Genomic DNA, 16,833 nt, shown 5'->3' on the forward strand with positions numbered 1-16,833 from the left:
GGGGGGTGGGGGCACCCGGCACACATGACGGACAACTTACGCAGCGAACACGCGAGTTGGGCGACGAGCGACGACCGGGCGGACGGTCGGAAAGCGGCGGAGGGGACGCCGCCCGGGACCGCCGCCCAGCCCTGGACCGACGAGCGGTCCGGGGCCGCAGGGGTGCCCGGGGCCGACGCGTGGACCGACGGCGACGAGGTGGACTGGGCGGGGGAGCGCAAGCCGACCGACGCGCCGTGGCTGGGCCTGGTGTGGGGCGTCGTGGCGCTTCTCCTCGTCGCGGTCGGCGTGTGGATCCTCTTCGGCCGGGAGGCCCTCCTGTGGGCCGGTCCCGCGTACGCGGCGGTCATGGCCGTGTGCCTCTGGTTCGGCATCCGCCTACGGCGCAGGCTCGCCGCCGAGACCGGTATCGCGCCGCACCGGCTCCCCGTGCTGGTCCGCCGCATCCGTGACGAACGGCTGCCGCGGGACCCGCGCCACCGCAGGGCGATGGCCGTCCTGGCCCGTCGGCAGGTCACCTGGACGATGCCGCTGTGGCTCTACTTGGTGGCGCCGGGAGCCATGCTGCTCAACGTCGTCATCCAGGCGGTGGAAGGAAACTGGTGGGCCGCCGCCGTGTACTGCGTGGCCGCCGGGTGTTTCACCGGCAGTGCGTTCCTCGTACGACGCAACCGGGGCCGCGCGGTGCGTGTCCTGGACCGCATCGAAGGGTCGCCGGATGCCGGTCCCGGCCCGCGGGGAGAGGATGCCTGAACCCGCCCGGCCCGCCCGCGCCCGCCGACACCCTCAGGCGAAGTTCAGCGCGCCCGCGCGCCCGGCACCGCCCGCGCCCACGTCCGCCCCTCGTCCAGGTAGCCGTCGAGTTCCAGCCCCGCTTGTGCCAGTGCCCCCTCGAACTCCTCCTCCGTGAGCGGGCACGACAGGTACGTCTGCGTCCACCTCGCGTCGGGGAAGCGGTACTCGCACCGCAGGGACCGCGTCCCGGGGCGGCCCACCGCCGACGGCTCCGACGACACGAGGCGGATCAGTCCGCCGTCGGGCAGTTCGCGTGCGTACGGCAGTTCCAGGTGCAGGCCGGGCGACTCCCGCTGGATCACCACGCACCCGTCGTCCGCGACGTAGCGGCGGCAGGTGCGCAGCAGTCCTTCGCGCACTCCTTCGGTGCCCGCGTGGACGAGGAACGAGGCGAGCAGGACGACCTCGTAGGCCGGCCGGCCGTCCAGCTGCAACGTCTCGATGGCGCTGTGCACCGTACGGACGGCCCCCGGCAGCCGCTCGCGGACCGCCGCCAGCATCTCGGCCGACTCGTCCACGGCGGTGACCGCGAAACCGAGTTGCACCAGGGGCCGGGTGAGCCGGCCCGCACCCGAGCCGAGCTCCAGCAGGCGTGCCCCCGGCAGCCGGTCACCGGCCGCCCGCGCCACGATCTCCGGTTCGCCCCGGGTGTCCATGCGGCGGTACAGCTCCACCGCGCACCCGTCCGGGGTGATCGCACCCGGCCCGCTCCCGCCGTATCCCTCGCGCCCGACGTCCTTCATGTGCTCCAGCCGAACACGCGACGGGCCCGCGGGGAAGGCTGGGCGGCGAAAGGTGGCTCGAAGATGACGGCGCGGTGGGATTTCTGGGCGCAGGCCGTGCCCCTTTGCCCGTCCCGGTCGTCACGAGAGTGGGCGACTCTCCCAGTGGCCACCGGAATATGAGCATTTGGAGCATGTGCCATGAAGAACGGAACGCACGCACCCGCCGGAATCAGGCAGAGCGTCCCTCTGCGCCGCGTCTCGGCGGTCGCCGTCATCGCCGTCAGCGCGGGGTCGGTGCTGGCGGCCGGAGGTCTCGTAGGTCCGGCCCGGGCGCTCGCCCCGTCCCGCCCCGCCACCGCGGCCCCTTCGGTGCCGGCAGCCGCGCCCAAGGGACCGGCCGTGACTGCCAAGGGCGCCTTCCTGATGAACGCGTCCGGCAAGCCGCTCTTCGCCAAGGCGGCCGACACCCGCCTCCCCACCGGCTCCACCACCAAGATCATGGCCGCGAAGGTGGTCCTGGAGAGCAAGGGCCTGAACCTCGACGCCAAGGTCACCGTCCAGAAGGCGTACAGCGACTACATCGTCCGGAACACGGCCTCCTCGGCCCGCCTGATCGTCGGCGACCAGGTCACCGTGCGCACGCTCCTGTACGGGATGATGCTGCCGTCGGGCTGCGACGCGGCGTACGCCCTCGCGGACAAGTTCGGCACGGGCTCGACGCGGGAAGCCCGCGTGAAGTCCTTCATCGCCAGGATGAACGCCACCGCGCGCTCCCTCGGCCTGAAGAACACCCACTTCGACTCCTTCGACGGAATCGGCGGCAACGGCAACTACTCCACCGCACGCGACCTCACCGGGCTCGCCGTCAGCGCGATGAAGAACGACAATTTCCGCAAGGTCGTCGCCACGAAGTCGACCACGCAGCGCACGCTCACCAGAACGGGCGGCCACCGCACCATGAAGTGGACCAACACCAACCCCCTGCTCAGCAGCTACCAGGGCACCCTCGGCATCAAGACCGGCTCGGGCCCGACCGCCAAGTACTGCCTGGTCTTCGCGACCCAACGCGGCAACAAGACCCTGTACGGCACCGTGCTCGCCTCGTCCTCGGACGTGAACCGGGCGAAGGACGCGGGCAGGCTGCTCGACCACGGGTTCAAGCGGTAGGCACCGGCGCGGCGCGGCTCGGCGACCCGGAGGCCCCCGGTCCGCCGACCCGCGCCCCCCGTGTCCCGCCCCCCGCGACCCGGGCCCCGCGCCGACGGTGCCCGCCGGGCCGCTCAGCCGACGGTGCGCGCGGGTCCTTCAGCCGACGGTGCGCGCGTTCGTTCGGGTCGCGGGTGCGCCGGGCCGCTCAGCCCGTGGGGTGCGCCGGGCCCCGGACGCCCGCCCCGTACAACGCCTCCGCAGCCCTCAGCACCAACCCGTCACGGTGCCGCGCGGCGACCAGCTGAACGCCGACCGGCAGCCCCTCCCGGTCCGTCCCGCACGGCACCGTCGCCGCCGGTTGCTGGGTGAGGTTGAAGGGGTACGTGAACGGGGTCCACCCCGTCCACCGGCGCGTGCCTGAGCCGGCGCCCCCGGGCGTCTCGACGCCCGCCGCGAAGGCGGTGACCGGCAGGGTCGGGGTCACCAGGAGGTCGTACACGGTGTGGAAGCGTCCCATCCGCCGCCCCAGAGCCATCCGCGCGTCCACCGCCGCCAGGTAGTCCAGCGCGCTGTACCGGGCGCCGATGCCGCAGATCTCGCGCAGCCCCGGATCGAGCGCCTCCCGCTGCGCCCGCCCGAACCCCTGTACGACCCGGGCCGCCCCGCTGAACCACAGGGTGTGGAAGGACTCCACCGGGTCCGCGAAGTCCGGGTCGGCCTCCTCCACGTAGGCGCCCAGCTCGGCCAGGCACTGCACCGCGCCCCGTACCGCCGCCGCCACGTCCGGAGCCACCTTCACCTGTCCGCCGAGCGTCGGCGAGTACGCGACGCGCAGCCCGCGCACCCCGTCGAAGAGCCCGGCCCGGGTCCCGTCGTCCGGGGCGGACTGCGACCAGTCGCGCCAGTCCGCCTCCCCGGCCATCACGTCCAGCATCAGGGCGGCGTCCGCCGGGTCCCGGGCGATCGGTCCCGCGTGGGCGAGGGTGCCGAAGGGGCTGGAGGGATAGAGCGGTATCCGGCCGTAGGTGGGCTTCATGCCGAAGACGCCGCAGAAGGAGGCGGGGATGCGGACCGAGCCGCCCCCGTCGGTACCGACCGACAGCGGCCCGGCTCCCGCCGCGACGGCCGCCGCGCTGCCGCCGCTGGAGCCGCCCGCGGTGCGCGACGGATCGTAGGGGTTGCGCGTCACCCCGTGGCGGGGCGAGTCGGTCACCCCCTTCCAGCCGAACTCGGGCGTGGTGGTCTTGCCGATCAGGACCGCGCCGTGCTCGCGGAGCCCGGCCACGGACGGCGCGTCCTCCGCCCAACCGGCCGACTCCGCCACCGCCCTGGAGCCCCGCAGGGTCGGCATTCCCGCCGTCAGCAGCAGGTCCTTCACCGTCACCGGCACGCCGTCCAGCAGCCCCCGGGGCTCCTTGCGCCGCCACCGTTCCTCCGAGGCGGCGGCCTGGGCCAGCGCGTCCTCGCGCGCCGTCCGGACGAAACAGTTGAGCGTGCCCTGCACCGCCTCGGCCCGCTCCAGTACGGCCCGGGTCGCTTCCACGGGCGAGACCTCGCCCTTCTCGTACGCGGCGAGCAGCCCGCGGGCCGTGAAGCCGGTGAGGGAGGTGGGTCCGGTCCCGGGTTCAGTCCTGTGTGAGGTCATGGGAGGGGACGTACCCAACATTCTTGTCGACTACATTCGCCAGCGGCTTCCCACTTGCCCAGACGTCGAACAACTCCAGGAACTGGCTGCCGAGTTCGTCGCGCCAGCCGACCACGTCGCCGCTCATGTGCGGCGAGACGGTCAGCCCCGGTACGTCCCACAACGGGCTCTCGGGCGGGAGGGGTTCGTGGGCGAAGACGTCGAGCGCGGCCCCGGCGATCCAGCGCTTCCGCAGCGCCGCCAACAGGTCTTCCTCGACAACGAGTTGCCCGCGGCCGACGTTGACGAAGTACGCGGAAGGGCTCATCGCGTCGAAGGTCCGCGCGTCGAACATGCCCCGCGTCGCGTCGCTCAGCGGCGCCGCGCACACCACCCAGTCGGCCCGCGCCACCAGCGGCAACAGGTCCTGCGGGCCGTGCACCCCCGGACGTGCGGTGCGCCCGGTCACCGCCACCCGGACGCCCAGGGCCCCCAGCGTCCGCGCGATAGCTCGCCCGATCGGCCCCGACCCGGCCACCACGGCCCGCGTGCCAGCCACCCGCCGTGTCTCCCGGTGCCGCCAACGGCGTTGCCGCTGAAGCTCGTTGGTGCCCGCGAAGTCCTTCGCGGAGGCGAGCACCAGCCCGGCGACGTACTCCGCGATCGGTGTCTCGAAGATGCCCCTGGCGTTGGTGACGACCGTGTCCGAAGCGGCCAGCTCCGGACACATCAAGTGATCCACGCCGGCGCTCGCGGTGTGCACCCAGCGAGGCCGCGGGCCCTCCCCCGGCCAGGCCCGCCGTACCGCGTCCGAAAGGAAGTCCCACACCAACAGAACATCTGCCACAGGCAGTTGACGCGCGATCGTCGAGTCGTCACCGTGCAGAATGCGGGCGCGACCGGTCAGGCTGCCGAGCCGGGGCGGCGGATCGGCGTCGAGCACGAGAAGGGTGATTCCGTCGTCGTCGGGGGCCGCGAGTGCTTCGGGTGCGTCGGTCATGGTGAGGAACCGTTTCGAGACGTCGCAGATGTGCGGATTGACCACGCTCGTACCCGCACCCTACGGTCGTCAATACCCGTCCCTGGGGGCCGCATTGGACATCGCATTCCTCGGGGGGCCACAGCCGCAACGCGGTGTAGGGGTCGTGGCCCCCTTCGACTTCGCTCTCGACCGGGAGCTGTGGCGCTGGGTACCGGACGGCGTCTCCCTCCACCTCACCCGCACCCCCTTCGTCCCCGTCGAGGTCAGCCTCGACCTCGCCCGGCTGATCAGCGAACACCAGACGCTGCGCGAGGCGGTCCGGGCACTGATCGCCGTCGGGCCCCAGGTCGTCGCCTACGCCTGCACGTCGGGCAGCTTCGTCGACGGCACCGCCGGGGAACGCGCCATGTGCGAGGCGATGTCCCGGGCGGGAGAGACCGGAGCGGGCGGCCTGCCCGCGGTCACCACCTCGGGAGCCCTCCTCGAAGCGCTCACCGAACTGGGCGCACGGCGCATCGCGCTGGTCACCCCGTACACCGAATCGGTCACCCGGTCCCTGGAGGGCTATCTCGCCGAGGCGGGGATCGCGATCACCGGCCGCGAGTTCCTCGGCCTCACCCGGCACATCTGGAAGGTGCCGTACCGGGACGTGGTGGACCTGGCGCGGCAGGCGGTGGTCGGCGCCGCCGACTGCCTGTTCATCAGCTGCACCAACCTCCCCACCTACGACGTGATCCCCCAACTGGAGGCGGAACTGCGGATGCCCGTCATCTCCGCGAACCAGGTCACCATGTGGGCCGCGCTGCGCCGCCTGGGAGCGCAGGCGGTCGGCCCGTACCAGCAACTGCTGATGGCCTCGCAGCCCCGGCCACCGGCCACCGCGGTGCTGCCGGAGGTGCTGTCGGAAGCGTTCTCGGAGGCGCTCCCGCCCGGCGGCCCGCCGGTCCTCCCGCCGGTGCTCCAGGACCCGCCGCCGTTCCCCGAGCAGGAAGGCCAGACCTGACATGACAGCGATCGGATTCCTCTACCCCGGCCACTCCGCCGAGGACGACTACCCCCGGATGGAAGCGCTGCTCGCGGGCGCCGACGTACGGCTTCCCCTGGCCCACACCGACATCGGCACCGACGCGCACCGGGTCGAAGCCCTCCTGGAGATGGGGGCCGAGACCCGTCTCGCCGCCGGCGTCGAGGAGCTGCGCCTCGCCGGCGCGGAGGCCATCGTCTGGGCCTGTACGAGCGCCAGTTTCGTGTACGGCTGGGAGGGCGCGCACGACCAGGTCCGCCGGCTCGCCCGGAACGCGGGGCTGCCCGCCTCCTCCACGTCCTTCGCCTTCGCCCGCGCGGTACGGGCGCTGGGCGCGAGCCGCGTCGCGGTCGCCGCCACCTATCCGCCGGACGTCGCGGAACTCTTCCGCGACTTCCTCAAGGCGTCCGGTGCGGAGGTCGTCTCGACCCGGGGCAGCGGCATCGTCACGGCCGCCGAGGTCGGCACCTGGGGCCGCGAGGAGGTCCTCGCCCTGGCCCGCGCCGGTGACCACCCGGACGCGGAAGCGCTCCTGCTGCCGGACACCGCACTGCACACGGCGGCGCACCTCCCGGACCTGGAACGGGAGGTGGGCAAACCCGTCCTGACCGCCAACCAGGTCACCGTCTGGGAAGGACTGCGCCTGACGGACAGGCGGGTGCGGGCGAAGGAGCTGGGCGCGCTGTTCGACAGGCCATGACCACGCGACCGGCCCCGCACCGGCCCCGCTCCCGCCCCGCTCCCGCGCCACCTGCCCTGCCCACAGCCTCGCGCCGCCTGCACCGGGCCTGCGCCTCCGCACCGCGTGCCCCGCCCACAGCCCCGGCCCGCCCGAACCGGGCGCGCGCCCACCGACCCGGCCCGCCCCCTGCACCACGCCCCCGCACCACGCCCCCCGGAGCAGGCCGCCCCGACCGGCCCCGCCCCCGGCCCCTCGCGTTCGCGCCGCCCCCGTACCCCGGCGGGAATAACCGGAGTGCCCCTCCTGTTCGTACAGGGACGTACGGATGATCAAACGCCCCACCCCCAGGAGGACCCCCGGTGGAACCCACCCCCCACCCCGTTCGCGCCCGCGCCACCGGCCTCGCCCCCACCCCCCTCTCCGTCCTCGACCTGGCCACCGTCGGTGTCGGTGCGACGCCCACCGACGCCCTGCGCACCAGCGTCGACATCGCCCGGCTCGCCGAGTCCCGCGGCTTCCACCGCTACTGGGTGGCCGAGCACCACTCCATGCCCGGTGTCGCCAGTTCGTCCCCGGCCGTGATCCTGGCCCACCTCGCCGCCCACACCGAGCGCATCCGCCTCGGCTCCGGCGGCGTCATGCTGCCCAACCACGCGCCGCTCGTCATCGCGGAACAGTTCGGCACCCTGGAAGCCATGGCCCCCGGCCGCGTCGACCTCGGCCTGGGCCGCGCCCCCGGCACCGACGGCGCGACCGCCGCGGCCCTGCGGCGCGGCGACAACCCCCACGAGGGCGCGGACGAGTTCCCGCGCCAGCTCGCCGAGCTGACCCGCTTCCTGGAGGACGACTTCCCGGACGGCCACCCGTACGCGCGCATCCACGCCGTCCCCGGCCCGGTCCAGGGCCACCGCAACACCCCCCAGGTCTGGCTGCTCGGCAGCTCGGGCTTCAGCGCCCGGCTCGCCGGAACCCTCGGCCTGCCCTTCGCTTTCGCGCACCACTTCTCCGCGCGGAACACGATCCCGGCGCTCGATTTGTACCGGGAGTCCTTCCGGCCCTCGGGGACCCTCGACGCGCCGTACGCCGTCATCGGCGTCTCCGCGCTGGCCACCGAGGACGAGGCAGAGGCCCGCCGCCAGGTGCTCACCGGCGCGCTCAACATGCTGCGACTGCGCAGCGGGCGCCCCGGCCTCATCCCGACTCCCGAGGAGGCGGAGGCGTACCCGTTCACTTCGCTGGAGCGGGAGTTCGTCGACAGCTGGCTGGCCAACGTCGTCCACGGCACCCCCGACGCCGTCCGCACCGGTCTGGACGACCTGGCCAAGCGCACCGGTGCCGACGAGCTGATGCTCACCGCGAACGCGCACTCCGGCGCGGCCCGGGTCCGCTCGTACGAGCTGATCGCCGACGCGTACGAGCTGCCCGCCGCGCCCACGGACCGCGGCTGACGCTCCCCACGGCCCCACGGCCCCACGGCCGTGGCCGGCCGTTCGGCGGTCCTACGCCCCCTGTCAGCCGTTCGGCGGTCCCGCGCCCCCGGTCAGCCGCTCCGTTCGCCGAGCAGCACCGAGATCCGGTCCGGCGAGACGGGCCGTGAGTACAGCCAGCCCTGGCCCGTGTCGCAGCCGATGCGCCGCAGCCGCGCCGCCTGGCCGGCCGTCTCCACGCACTCCGCGGTGACGGTCAGGCCCAGGCGGTGCGCGAGCTGCACCAGCGCCTCGACGATCGTCTCGTCGGCCGGATTCGCATGCGCCTCGTCCTGGAACCCCCGTACGAACGAACCGTCCAGCTTCAGTACGGACACCGGGAGCCGGCTCAGGTACGCGAGGTTCGAATAGCCGGTCCCGAAGTCGTCGATCGCGATGTGCACCCCCATGTCGCTGAGCGCCTGGAGGGCCTGTAGGGGACGGCCCGCCGAGCCCATCACCGCCGACTCGGTCAGCTCCAGTTGCAGCAACCCGGGGGCAAGTCCGGTCTCTTCGAGGATCGCGGCGACGTCGGCCACCAGGTCGGAGTCCCAGACCTGCCGCACCGCCACGTTCACCGACACGAACAGCGGCTCCGCGTCCGGGTGCTGGAGCTGCCAGCGGCGGGCCTGCTCGCACGCCGTACGCAGCACCCACCGCCCGAGGTGCACGATGGAGCCGTCCTCCTCCGCGATGCCGATGAACCGATTCGGCGCGAGCGTCCCGAACTGCGGATGACGCCACCGCACCAGCGCCTCCACCCCGCGCACCAGGCCGCCCTCCAGATCCACCAGGGGCTGGTACTCCAGCACGAACTCGCCCCGCTCCAGCGCCGGCCGCAGCGTCGACGACAGCGCCTGTCGGGTCATCCGGTGGGCGTTGCGCTCCGGGTCGAAGAGGGTCCAGCGGCCCTTGCCGTCCGCCTTCGCCCAGTACAGCGTGGTGTCGGCGGCCTGCATCAGCCCGGTCGCCGTCGTGCCCGCCGCCGACCGTTCCAGCACGCCGATCGACGCCGAGACCGACAGCCGTTGCCCGGCCAGGTCGAAGGGCTGCTGGAGCGCGGTCAGTACCGTCTGCGCCAGTTCCGTGAGCTGCTCGGTGCCGGTCGAGTCCTCCACCAGCAGTGCGAACTCGTCGCCGCCGAGCCGTGCCACCAGGTGACCGCCGCCCGGCCCGTACCCGCTCTGGTCCGCGCACCGGGTCAGCCGGGTCGCCACCGCCGCCAGCAGCCGGTCGCCGACCCGGTGGCCCAGCGTGTCGTTGACGGCCTTGAAGCCGTCCAGATCCAGGTAGCAGAGCCCGATCCGGCCGGTCCCGCCCCGCTCGTACGTGGAGGTCTCCAGCGCCGCCGACAGCCGCTCGAAGAACAGCGCCCGGTTCGGCAACCTGGTGACCGGGTCGTGCATCTGATGGTGCCGCAGCCTGGCCTGGAGCTCGCGCCAGTCGCTGATGTCGGCGACCGACAGCAGCACGTTCTCGCTGTCCGCCACGGGGGCCACGGTGACCTCGACCCACAGGGCGTGCCCGTCGCGGTGCTTGAGGCGGCGGGTGCAGCGGAAGCGGGTGCGACGCCGGTCCAGGACCTCCCGGTACGCGTTCCAGGTGCGGGCGTCGGTGGCCAGGTCCACCAGCTGCGCGGCCTCCGCGCCGGGCAGTTGCGCCGGGTCGGTGCCGAGCAGCGCGCCGAGCGCGGTGTTCGCGGCCAGCACGGTGCCGCCGGGGGTGACCAGGGCCATCGCGAGGGGGCCCGCGTGGAAGGCGGCCCGGTAGTCGCGGGCGTCCGCGCCGTCGCGGGTCCGCGGTTCCGCCGGGAGGGGCTCCCCGGGATGACGCTGCGTGATGAACGCCGGAAGGTGGGGCGCTGATGGGACGTCGTCGGTGCCTGAACCGGACTCTTCGGGGATTCCGCTCACCGTGTGCTCCCGCGGGGCGATTGAGTCGTACAGGTGTCGTCGGGCGATGTTCGGGTCCTGCTGTCGGGCGGTCCCGGGGTCGGGGCGGGCAAGGGGCGAGGGGGTCGGCCGGTCGGGGCAGAACTCGGGGAATCGGGAGGGAAGCGGGGGAGGATCCGCTGCCCCGGGGCGGACTCCGCGCGAGAAAGTGTGCCGATCATAGAGGCTGCCGCGAGGGCCGATCCAGCTTCGTCACCGCCGAACCCCGCTCCGGCACCGGTCCCGCACATCCCCCGCCCCTCCCGAGCGATCGTTTCTGCACGGGTGTGCCTTGGCCTGTCCTCCTCCTGACCGCTTGTGACTTTCTGTGACCTTACGGAGTGTCGCCCCGGGTACCCGAGTGGCGCACTGGAACAGGGCATATCTATGTAAAACAGAACAATGTGGGTGAGGTGTTCCGCATTCCGCGCCCGGAGGACCGGGAGGACCCGGAGGTCGAAGTGCAGCGTCAGTTGACGCCCGGAGGGATGGCGGCGGGAAACGGCGTGCCGGGGTCCGGCGCGCCCGGCGCCGCCGACCGCTCGCTGCTGCGACTGCGCAGCACGGCCGCCCTGCTCACCGCGCTGTCCGCGCTCGCCGCGGCCGGCCTCGTGGCGGGCCCGGCCGTCGCCGACGAGCCCCCGGCCGGCCGCTGCGCCCTGCCCCGAACCGCCGCCCACCACTCCCTGGGTCTCGACACCTGGAACGGGAACTACCCCCGCCCGCTGAAGACCCTGAACGCCGTCATGGTCTTCCTCTCCTTCCCGGACGCCGAGCCGCTCACCACGCCCCGGGAGCTGACCGCCGACTACTTCCCGGCCACCTCCGACTTCTTCCACCGCGCCAGTTACGGGAAGTTCCGCCTCCGGCCGCACCCCGTGCCCGAGTGGATCGAAATGCCCGCCGACTCCACCGCGTACGCCATACAGCGGGACTGGAGCGCCGAGCGGCGCGGCGCCTACCTGCGCGACGCGGTGGCCGCCGCCGACCGCCGGGTGGACTTCTCCCGGTACGACATCGTCTACCTGGTCGCCGACCCGGACGCGCCCGGCGTCGACTCCGACGCCACCAAGGTCGTCAACTTCGACACCCCGCTGCGCGCCGACAACACCGACATCCGACGCATCGTCACCGTCTTCGAGAAGCACCCGCCGGACCGCAACGTCCTCGCCCACGAGACCGGCCACGTCTTCGACCTGCCCGACCTCTACCGGCGCCCCACCGACGGCAAGGGCGACTGGGACACCCACGTCGGCGACTGGGACGTGATGGGCAGCCAGTTCGGGCTGGCCCCCGAGCCCTTCGGCTGGCACAAGTGGAAGCTGGGCTGGCTGGAGCGCGACCAGGTCGCGTGCGTCCCCTGGGGCGCCACCACCCGCCTCACCCTGGGCCCCCTCGCCGCCCCGCCCCCGCGCGACGGCCGGCGCGGCGGCACCCGGCTGGCCGTCGTCCGCACCGGAGAGCACACGGCCCTCGCCATCGAGGCGCGCGGTGATCACGGCAACGACCGCGACGCCTGCGTGCGCGGGGTCCTCATCTACCGGGTGCAGGCCGGTTCGGCGTCCGGCGGCGGACCCATCGAAGTCGTCGACACCCACCCGCGCACCGGGGCCTGCGCGGACCGCTCCGTCTACCCGCCGCTCGCGGACGCCCCGCTCGGCGTCGGCGAGACGTTCACGGTGGCCGACGAGAAGACCCGGGTCCGGGTCGCCGACCGGACCCGCTCGGGCGGCTGGACCGTGGAGATCACCACGGGCTGACGGACGCGGCGCCCCGGAGCGGAAGGTCGCCGGGGCGTCGGCGCACGAAAAGGCCCCCGAGCCGAAGCTCGGGGGCCTTTTCCGTCTGTGCGCCGCCAGGGACTCGAACCCCGGACCCGCTGATTAAGAGTCAGCTGCTCTAACCAACTGAGCTAGCGGCGCCTGCTGACGTCGTAGACATTAGCACCCTGATCGGCAGGAGGAAAAATCGATAAGCGGGACGCCCGCACGCACGCCCAGAACAGCACCTCGGGCCCCGGCAGCCAGGGATGCCGCACGTCGGGCGCCACCACCCAGCGCGGCCCCTCCCCGGCCCCGGGGACGAGCGCGGGCACGGTCACCGCGTCTCCCGTGCCGTGGCACAGCAGCGGCGGAACCTCTCCGGCGCGGGCGTCCCAGGCCAGCAGCGCGGGCAGCCGCTGGGCGGTGCCGGGGGCGGCGAACAGCAGCGTCCGGCCGCGCTGACCGGCCACCGGCCCCGACCCGGGCCCCTCCGCCCACAGGGCGTCGAGCATCCGGCGGCCGAAGACGGCGGGCACGTTGACCACGTCGAAGGCCGGGCCGCAGGGCAGCACGGCGGGCGCGCCGGGACGCGACTCCCAGGCGGAGAGCGTGCTGCGCGGATGCGTGGACGCAGAGACGAGCCAGGCCGCGCCCGCGGGGGTGACGCGGTCGAGCGAGTGGGTGTGGTGGGGGGCGGGCGCGTGAGTGGTCATGCCCCAGGTGTACGGGGAGTGAAGGTTCCGTTTCTGTGTGTTGCCAAAAACGAGGACAGATCGGGTGGCGGGGGAGTATCGTGCGGCCCTCGCATATGCCAGCAGCGCACCCGGGGTGCACGGGCCGCACGCACGGCGGGCCCGGCAACCTTCCCGCGCCCTACTTAGGGGGCTGGCTGCGCAGCAGGTCCCGCCCGAAGTCGACCATCTTCTTCGCGTAGTCCTCGGTCCACGCCGCCCGCTCCGCGATGTCCGCCGCCGTCAGCCGGTCGAACCGCTTCGGATCGGCGAGCTGGGCCGCCGCGAGGGCCTGGAACTCCACCGCCCGGTCCGTCGCCGCCCGGAAGGCCAGCGTCAGATCGGTGGCCCGGGACAGCAGCTCCCGCGGGTCCTCGATCTTCTCCAGGTCGAAGAAGTGCTCGTCGTCGGCGGCCGCCTCCGCGGGCTCGAAAAGCAGCGGTGCGGGGCGCAGCCGCCGCTCGGGCCGCTCGGTCTCCGCCATGTGTTTCCTCCCTTTCACGGCCCCCGGGGGACAGGCGGCCACCCTCCATTGTCCGGGTGCGCGCAAGTGGGCATCCGGGCCCCGCACGACGCCCGCGCACGGCTTGCGCGGCCGTTCTCGCACGGCTTGTACGGCCGTTCTCGCACTGCTGCGCAGGCTTCGGACGGCGGGGCGGTCGGTGTCCGGCGCGGTCGTGGTGCCGGGTGCGGTCGCGTCATGGCGTCCAGCGCACCCGGTGTTCCGCCAGGTGTGCCAGTACCGAGTGATTGGCCTCCCACCCGTCCGGGAACTTCACTGTCACGCCCAGCTGCACCGGCTCCGTCGAGGGGTGTTCGTCGAGGAGGTCGGTGACGCCTTCCCGGCACACCACGATGCAGGCGTGCCGGTGGCGGGAGGCCAGGACGCAGAGGCGGCCGGTCTCCAGGTGGAAGGCGGTCGCGTCGGGGCGGCCGGAGAGCGGGTGCAGGACGACCGTGACGTCGAACTCGCGTCCCTGGAGCCGGTTCGCGGTGTCCACGGCGACGCCCGTCACCCCGAGCGCGGCCAGTGCGGCCCGTACCGCCGCCGCCTGGTCGCGGTGCGCGGTGCCCACCGCGACGCGGTCGGCGGTCAGCGGCGCGGGGTCGGGGGAACGCTCGCTGAGGGCGGCGCCGCCCCGGTCCAGCAGGCGGCGTACCACCTGGGCGAGCGCGCCCACCGCCTCCGGATCGGTGCGGGGAGTGTGCCGGGCGGGCAGTTCGAGCAGTCCCCAGCCGCTCTCCGCGGCCTCGTCGATGACGCGGTCGGGGGCCGAACCGGAGGAGGGGACGCCGAAGGTCAGCCGCCGGTCCTCCGGTCCCGTCCCGCTGCGGAAGGGCGTGTACGGGTAGAACGCGTCGGAGACCAGCGGCGCCGCCGACGCCGGGAGCCGCCACGACACGGGCAGCCGGTGCTGGGGCAGCTGCGGGTTGTGGGCGAGGAGCGTGGAGACGGCACTCGCCGACGGGTCGTATGACAGCCCCGCCCACTGGTCCGCGCCGACGATCGAGAACGGGTCGAGCTGACCGGGATCGCCCACGAACAGCGCCTGCTCGAAGAGGCTCGCCACGGCCAGCAGTGAGTCCGAGCGCATCTGGTACGCCTCGTCGACGATCGCGTGCCGCCACGGTTCGACGCCCTTGACGTGCGCCCACTTCGCGGCGGTGGACAGGACGACGTCGATCCCCGCGAGGTCGGCGGCCTTCGCGGACTTCCTGACCTGCGGGAGGTCGTCCAGGGCCTTGTCGTACGGATCGGACTCGGAGCTGTGCAGACGGCCGACGGGCAGGTCCGGCTGCTTCTCCGCGAGCCGCAGGACGAGGTCGTCCACCTGGGCGTTGGTCTGTGCGACGACCATCAACGGTCGTCCGGCGGCGGCGAGTTCCAGCGCGGCCCGCACGACGAGGGTGGACTTGCCCGCGCCGGGCGGAGAGTCGACGACGACTCCGCGGTGGGCGCCGTGCAGGGTGTCGTGGAGGATCGCGGCGGTGGCGCGGGCGGCATCGGCGCCGGGATCGAACCCGGGGCGGTCGGCGGGCGGACGGGTCACGTGCGGTCCTCGGGGGAGTACGGGCGCGGACAGCGCGGCGGCGGGGCCACGGCGGGCGGACGACGAGACACGAGTGGTTCCCAGGGGTGTGCGGGCACGGCGGCGTGAGGGGAGGGTGGGTTCGCTCGTGGTGCCGGGTGCGGTGCCGGTCCTGCGGGGGTGCGGTGTGCGGTCGCGGGAGGTCGGGGGCGTGCGGGCACGGCGGCGTGAGGGGAGGGCGGGTTCGTTCGCGGTCCCGGGTGCGGTGCCGGTCCTGCGGGGGCGCGGTGTGCGGTCACAGGAGGTCGTCGGGGGTGATCGGGTCCGGGCGTTCCGGTCCGTCGTCGCCGTCCACGGCCGGGGGGCCGCCGTGCGTCCACGGGGTGTCCTCCGGGTCGGGGAGCCGGGCCCCGCCGCGCTGTTCGTGGGCGAAGAGCGTCCAGCAGATGCGGTCGCCCACCTCGGGGACGGTGCCGGGGGCGGGCTCCTTGGCGCGGCCCATCGCGTTGAGCAGGCGCAGCGTGAGCACGCCCGCCGCCTCCCACCGCACGAACTCGGCGCTCTGCGACCCGCCGTCCAGCGAGCGGTACACCTTGACCTGTTCGTCGCCCCCGCCGAGCTGCGGCAGATCGGTGGTGCGGACGGTCACCAGGGGGCGGGGGCTGGGCCGTTTGGTCTCCGTCCAGGCCGGCTCGACACCGAGCACCTCGCTCGTGAACGCCTCGCCGGTCAGCCTGCGGGCGGCCATCACCAGCGGGTCGTCCAGTGCTTCCTGGGCTTCCAGTCTGGCCTGCTCCGTCTCGCGGGAGGCGAGCTTCTGGGCGGCGCCGACCGCGCTGTCGCGGCGCGGCTGCGGAGGCTCGCCCGCCCGTACACGGTCCCGGTGGCCGGTGTACGACCAGCGGTCCCGGGTCCAGCGCTCGGCGGCCCGCGGCCCCTCGGGCAGGGTGCGCACCAGGTCGAGGGCGCGCCAGGTGGCGTGCCAGGTGGGCAGGAGCTGGGCGGACAGCAGGGCGCGGATGTGCCGCTCGGCGGCGGCGAGTTCGCCGAGCCGGGCGTCGGCGCTCTCGCCGTCCTCGGCGCCGGCGAGGTTCTTGCGGGCCAGGTCGTAGGCGTCGATGGCCGGGGCGAGGAGCGCGTTGTCGAAGGCGGGGTCGGTGGCCGGGCCCGCGGGCGGACACAGCAACTGGCCCCGCCCGTCGCGCCCGGTCTCGGCGCGACGCGCGGCCTCGGCCCCGCTCTCGCCCTCCGGCGGATCGATCCAGGCGAGCAGGGCGCCCAGGTGCAGGTCTTCGAGGCTGCTCTGACCGGTCGCCCAGTGCCGGGAGAGGAGATCGGTGGCGCACAGGAGGAGGGAAGCGCCCGGGGTGCGGGCGCGTTCGCCGTAGTGGGTGAGCCAGCGGCCGAGCAGCGGAATGTGCGGCGGCGCCGGATACGGGGCGTCGGGGTCCTGCTCGGCCGTGCGGCGGAAGCGGGTGGAGCGGCCGAGCAGCCGTACGTAGTCGATGCCGGAGCGGCTGGGGACGATCAGCTGGGGGGCGTCCCGGCACAGTTCGACCTCCACCTTGACGCGCTTGCCGGACTCCGGGTCGGTCTCGTTGCGTTCCGCGGGCTCGGTGTCGTCGGCGTACGAGTCCAGGTACGGCAGGACGGCCTCGGCGAGCTCGGCGAGGAAGGCGAACCGGAGGTCGCGGTCGCGGGGCTGGGGGACGACCAGGAGACGGGGGGCGTCACGGTCCGTTCCGACGAGCGCACCCAGGGGTGCTCCGGCCTCACCGGCGGTGGTGAGCGGCACGAGGATCAGTGGGCGCTCCGAGAGGTGGCGGTGGCGAGCGGTGGCGAGGGGCTGGGCACGTCCGGACCGGGTGGCTTCCAGCCGGGCGAGGGTGTTGATGAGCGACATGGGGGCCGGGGGCCTTTCGGGGCGGGGC

At 73.8% G+C, this 16,833-nt stretch carries 14 protein-coding genes and 1 tRNA gene; 6 read left to right on the forward strand and 9 right to left on the reverse strand.

All coding sequences use genetic code 11. The features are described from left to right. The first annotated feature begins 24 nt into the window (after positions 1-24). The gene (locus ACQPZG_RS22605) at positions 25-753 is read left to right on the forward strand and encodes a hypothetical protein (RefSeq protein WP_433547552.1); all 729 of its coding nucleotides are present in this window, start codon (positions 25-27) and stop codon (positions 751-753) included. A gap of 44 nt (positions 754-797) precedes the next feature. Here the strand turns inward: ACQPZG_RS22605 and ACQPZG_RS22610 are convergent, their stop codons facing one another. Beyond that, entirely contained in the window at positions 798-1,538 is a 741-nt protein-coding gene (locus tag ACQPZG_RS22610) for a class I SAM-dependent methyltransferase (RefSeq protein ID WP_433547553.1), read from the reverse strand. 180 nt (positions 1,539-1,718) lie between these two features. Between ACQPZG_RS22610 and ACQPZG_RS22615 the strand changes: the two genes are divergently transcribed. Further along, positions 1,719-2,687: a D-alanyl-D-alanine carboxypeptidase family protein gene (locus ACQPZG_RS22615; RefSeq protein WP_433547554.1), complete on the forward strand. Its 969-nt coding sequence runs from the start codon at positions 1,719-1,721 to the stop codon at positions 2,685-2,687. Positions 2,688-2,874: 187 nt separating this feature from the next. Here the strand turns inward: ACQPZG_RS22615 and ACQPZG_RS22620 are convergent, their stop codons facing one another. Both ACQPZG_RS22620 and ACQPZG_RS22625 read right to left on the reverse strand, forming a co-directional pair. Then, positions 2,875-4,314, reverse strand: coding sequence for an amidase (locus ACQPZG_RS22620; protein ID WP_433547555.1), 1,440 nt, complete (start codon positions 4,312-4,314; stop codon positions 2,875-2,877). Next, complete coding sequence (locus ACQPZG_RS22625) at positions 4,295-5,293, reverse strand: D-2-hydroxyacid dehydrogenase (RefSeq protein WP_433547556.1); 999 nt, start codon at positions 5,291-5,293, stop codon at positions 4,295-4,297. Before ACQPZG_RS22625 ends, ACQPZG_RS22620 begins: the two co-directional genes overlap by 20 nt. A gap of 94 nt (positions 5,294-5,387) precedes the next feature. On the opposite strand from ACQPZG_RS22625, the gene ACQPZG_RS22630 reads away from it, so the two are divergent. From ACQPZG_RS22630 to ACQPZG_RS22640, 3 genes are all read left to right on the forward strand, one after another. Next, entirely contained in the window at positions 5,388-6,278 is an 891-nt protein-coding gene (locus ACQPZG_RS22630) for a maleate cis-trans isomerase family protein (protein WP_433547557.1), read from the forward strand. A 1-nt stretch (position 6,279) separates the two neighbouring features. Next, entirely contained in the window at positions 6,280-6,999 is a 720-nt protein-coding gene (locus tag ACQPZG_RS22635; protein WP_433547558.1) for a maleate cis-trans isomerase family protein, read from the forward strand. A 341-nt stretch (positions 7,000-7,340) separates the two neighbouring features. Then, positions 7,341-8,429 carry an LLM class flavin-dependent oxidoreductase gene (locus tag ACQPZG_RS22640; protein ID WP_433547559.1) on the forward strand — a complete coding sequence of 363 codons (1,089 nt, stop codon included), beginning with the start codon at positions 7,341-7,343 and terminating at the stop codon, positions 8,427-8,429. A 92-nt stretch (positions 8,430-8,521) separates the two neighbouring features. Here ACQPZG_RS22640 and ACQPZG_RS22645 read toward each other — a convergent pair whose 3' ends face one another. Then, positions 8,522-10,360 carry a putative bifunctional diguanylate cyclase/phosphodiesterase gene (locus tag ACQPZG_RS22645; RefSeq protein ID WP_433547560.1) on the reverse strand — a complete coding sequence of 613 codons (1,839 nt, stop codon included), beginning with the start codon at positions 10,358-10,360 and terminating at the stop codon, positions 8,522-8,524. 524 nt (positions 10,361-10,884) lie between these two features. Between ACQPZG_RS22645 and ACQPZG_RS22650 the strand changes: the two genes are divergently transcribed. Then, on the forward strand, positions 10,885-12,138 hold the full coding sequence (locus tag ACQPZG_RS22650; RefSeq protein ID WP_433549505.1) for a M6 family metalloprotease domain-containing protein: 1,254 nt from the start codon (positions 10,885-10,887) through the stop codon (positions 12,136-12,138). An 88-nt stretch (positions 12,139-12,226) separates the two neighbouring features. Here the strand turns inward: ACQPZG_RS22650 and ACQPZG_RS22655 are convergent. From ACQPZG_RS22655 to ACQPZG_RS22675, 5 genes are all read right to left on the reverse strand, one after another. After that, positions 12,227-12,300, reverse strand: a tRNA-Lys gene (locus tag ACQPZG_RS22655). Further along, complete coding sequence (locus ACQPZG_RS22660) at positions 12,291-12,854, reverse strand: bifunctional DNA primase/polymerase (protein WP_433547561.1); 564 nt, start codon at positions 12,852-12,854, stop codon at positions 12,291-12,293. The genes ACQPZG_RS22655 and ACQPZG_RS22660 overlap by 10 nt, the downstream gene beginning before the upstream one ends. Before the next feature lie 160 nt (positions 12,855-13,014). Beyond that, complete coding sequence (locus tag ACQPZG_RS22665; RefSeq protein WP_185031911.1) at positions 13,015-13,356, reverse strand: hypothetical protein; 342 nt, start codon at positions 13,354-13,356, stop codon at positions 13,015-13,017. 214 nt (positions 13,357-13,570) lie between these two features. Next, the gene (locus tag ACQPZG_RS22670; RefSeq protein ID WP_433547562.1) at positions 13,571-14,923 is read right to left on the reverse strand and encodes an AAA domain-containing protein; all 1,353 of its coding nucleotides are present in this window, start codon (positions 14,921-14,923) and stop codon (positions 13,571-13,573) included. A gap of 274 nt (positions 14,924-15,197) precedes the next feature. Further along, positions 15,198-16,805, reverse strand: a complete 1,608-nt coding sequence (locus ACQPZG_RS22675; RefSeq protein WP_433547563.1) for a hypothetical protein — start codon at positions 16,803-16,805, stop codon at positions 15,198-15,200. Positions 16,806-16,833: the final 28 nt, after the last annotated feature.

The sequence above is a fragment of the Streptomyces sp. CA-294286 genome, assembly GCF_050947155.1.
Classification (GTDB): Bacteria; Actinomycetota; Actinomycetes; order Streptomycetales; family Streptomycetaceae; genus Streptomyces.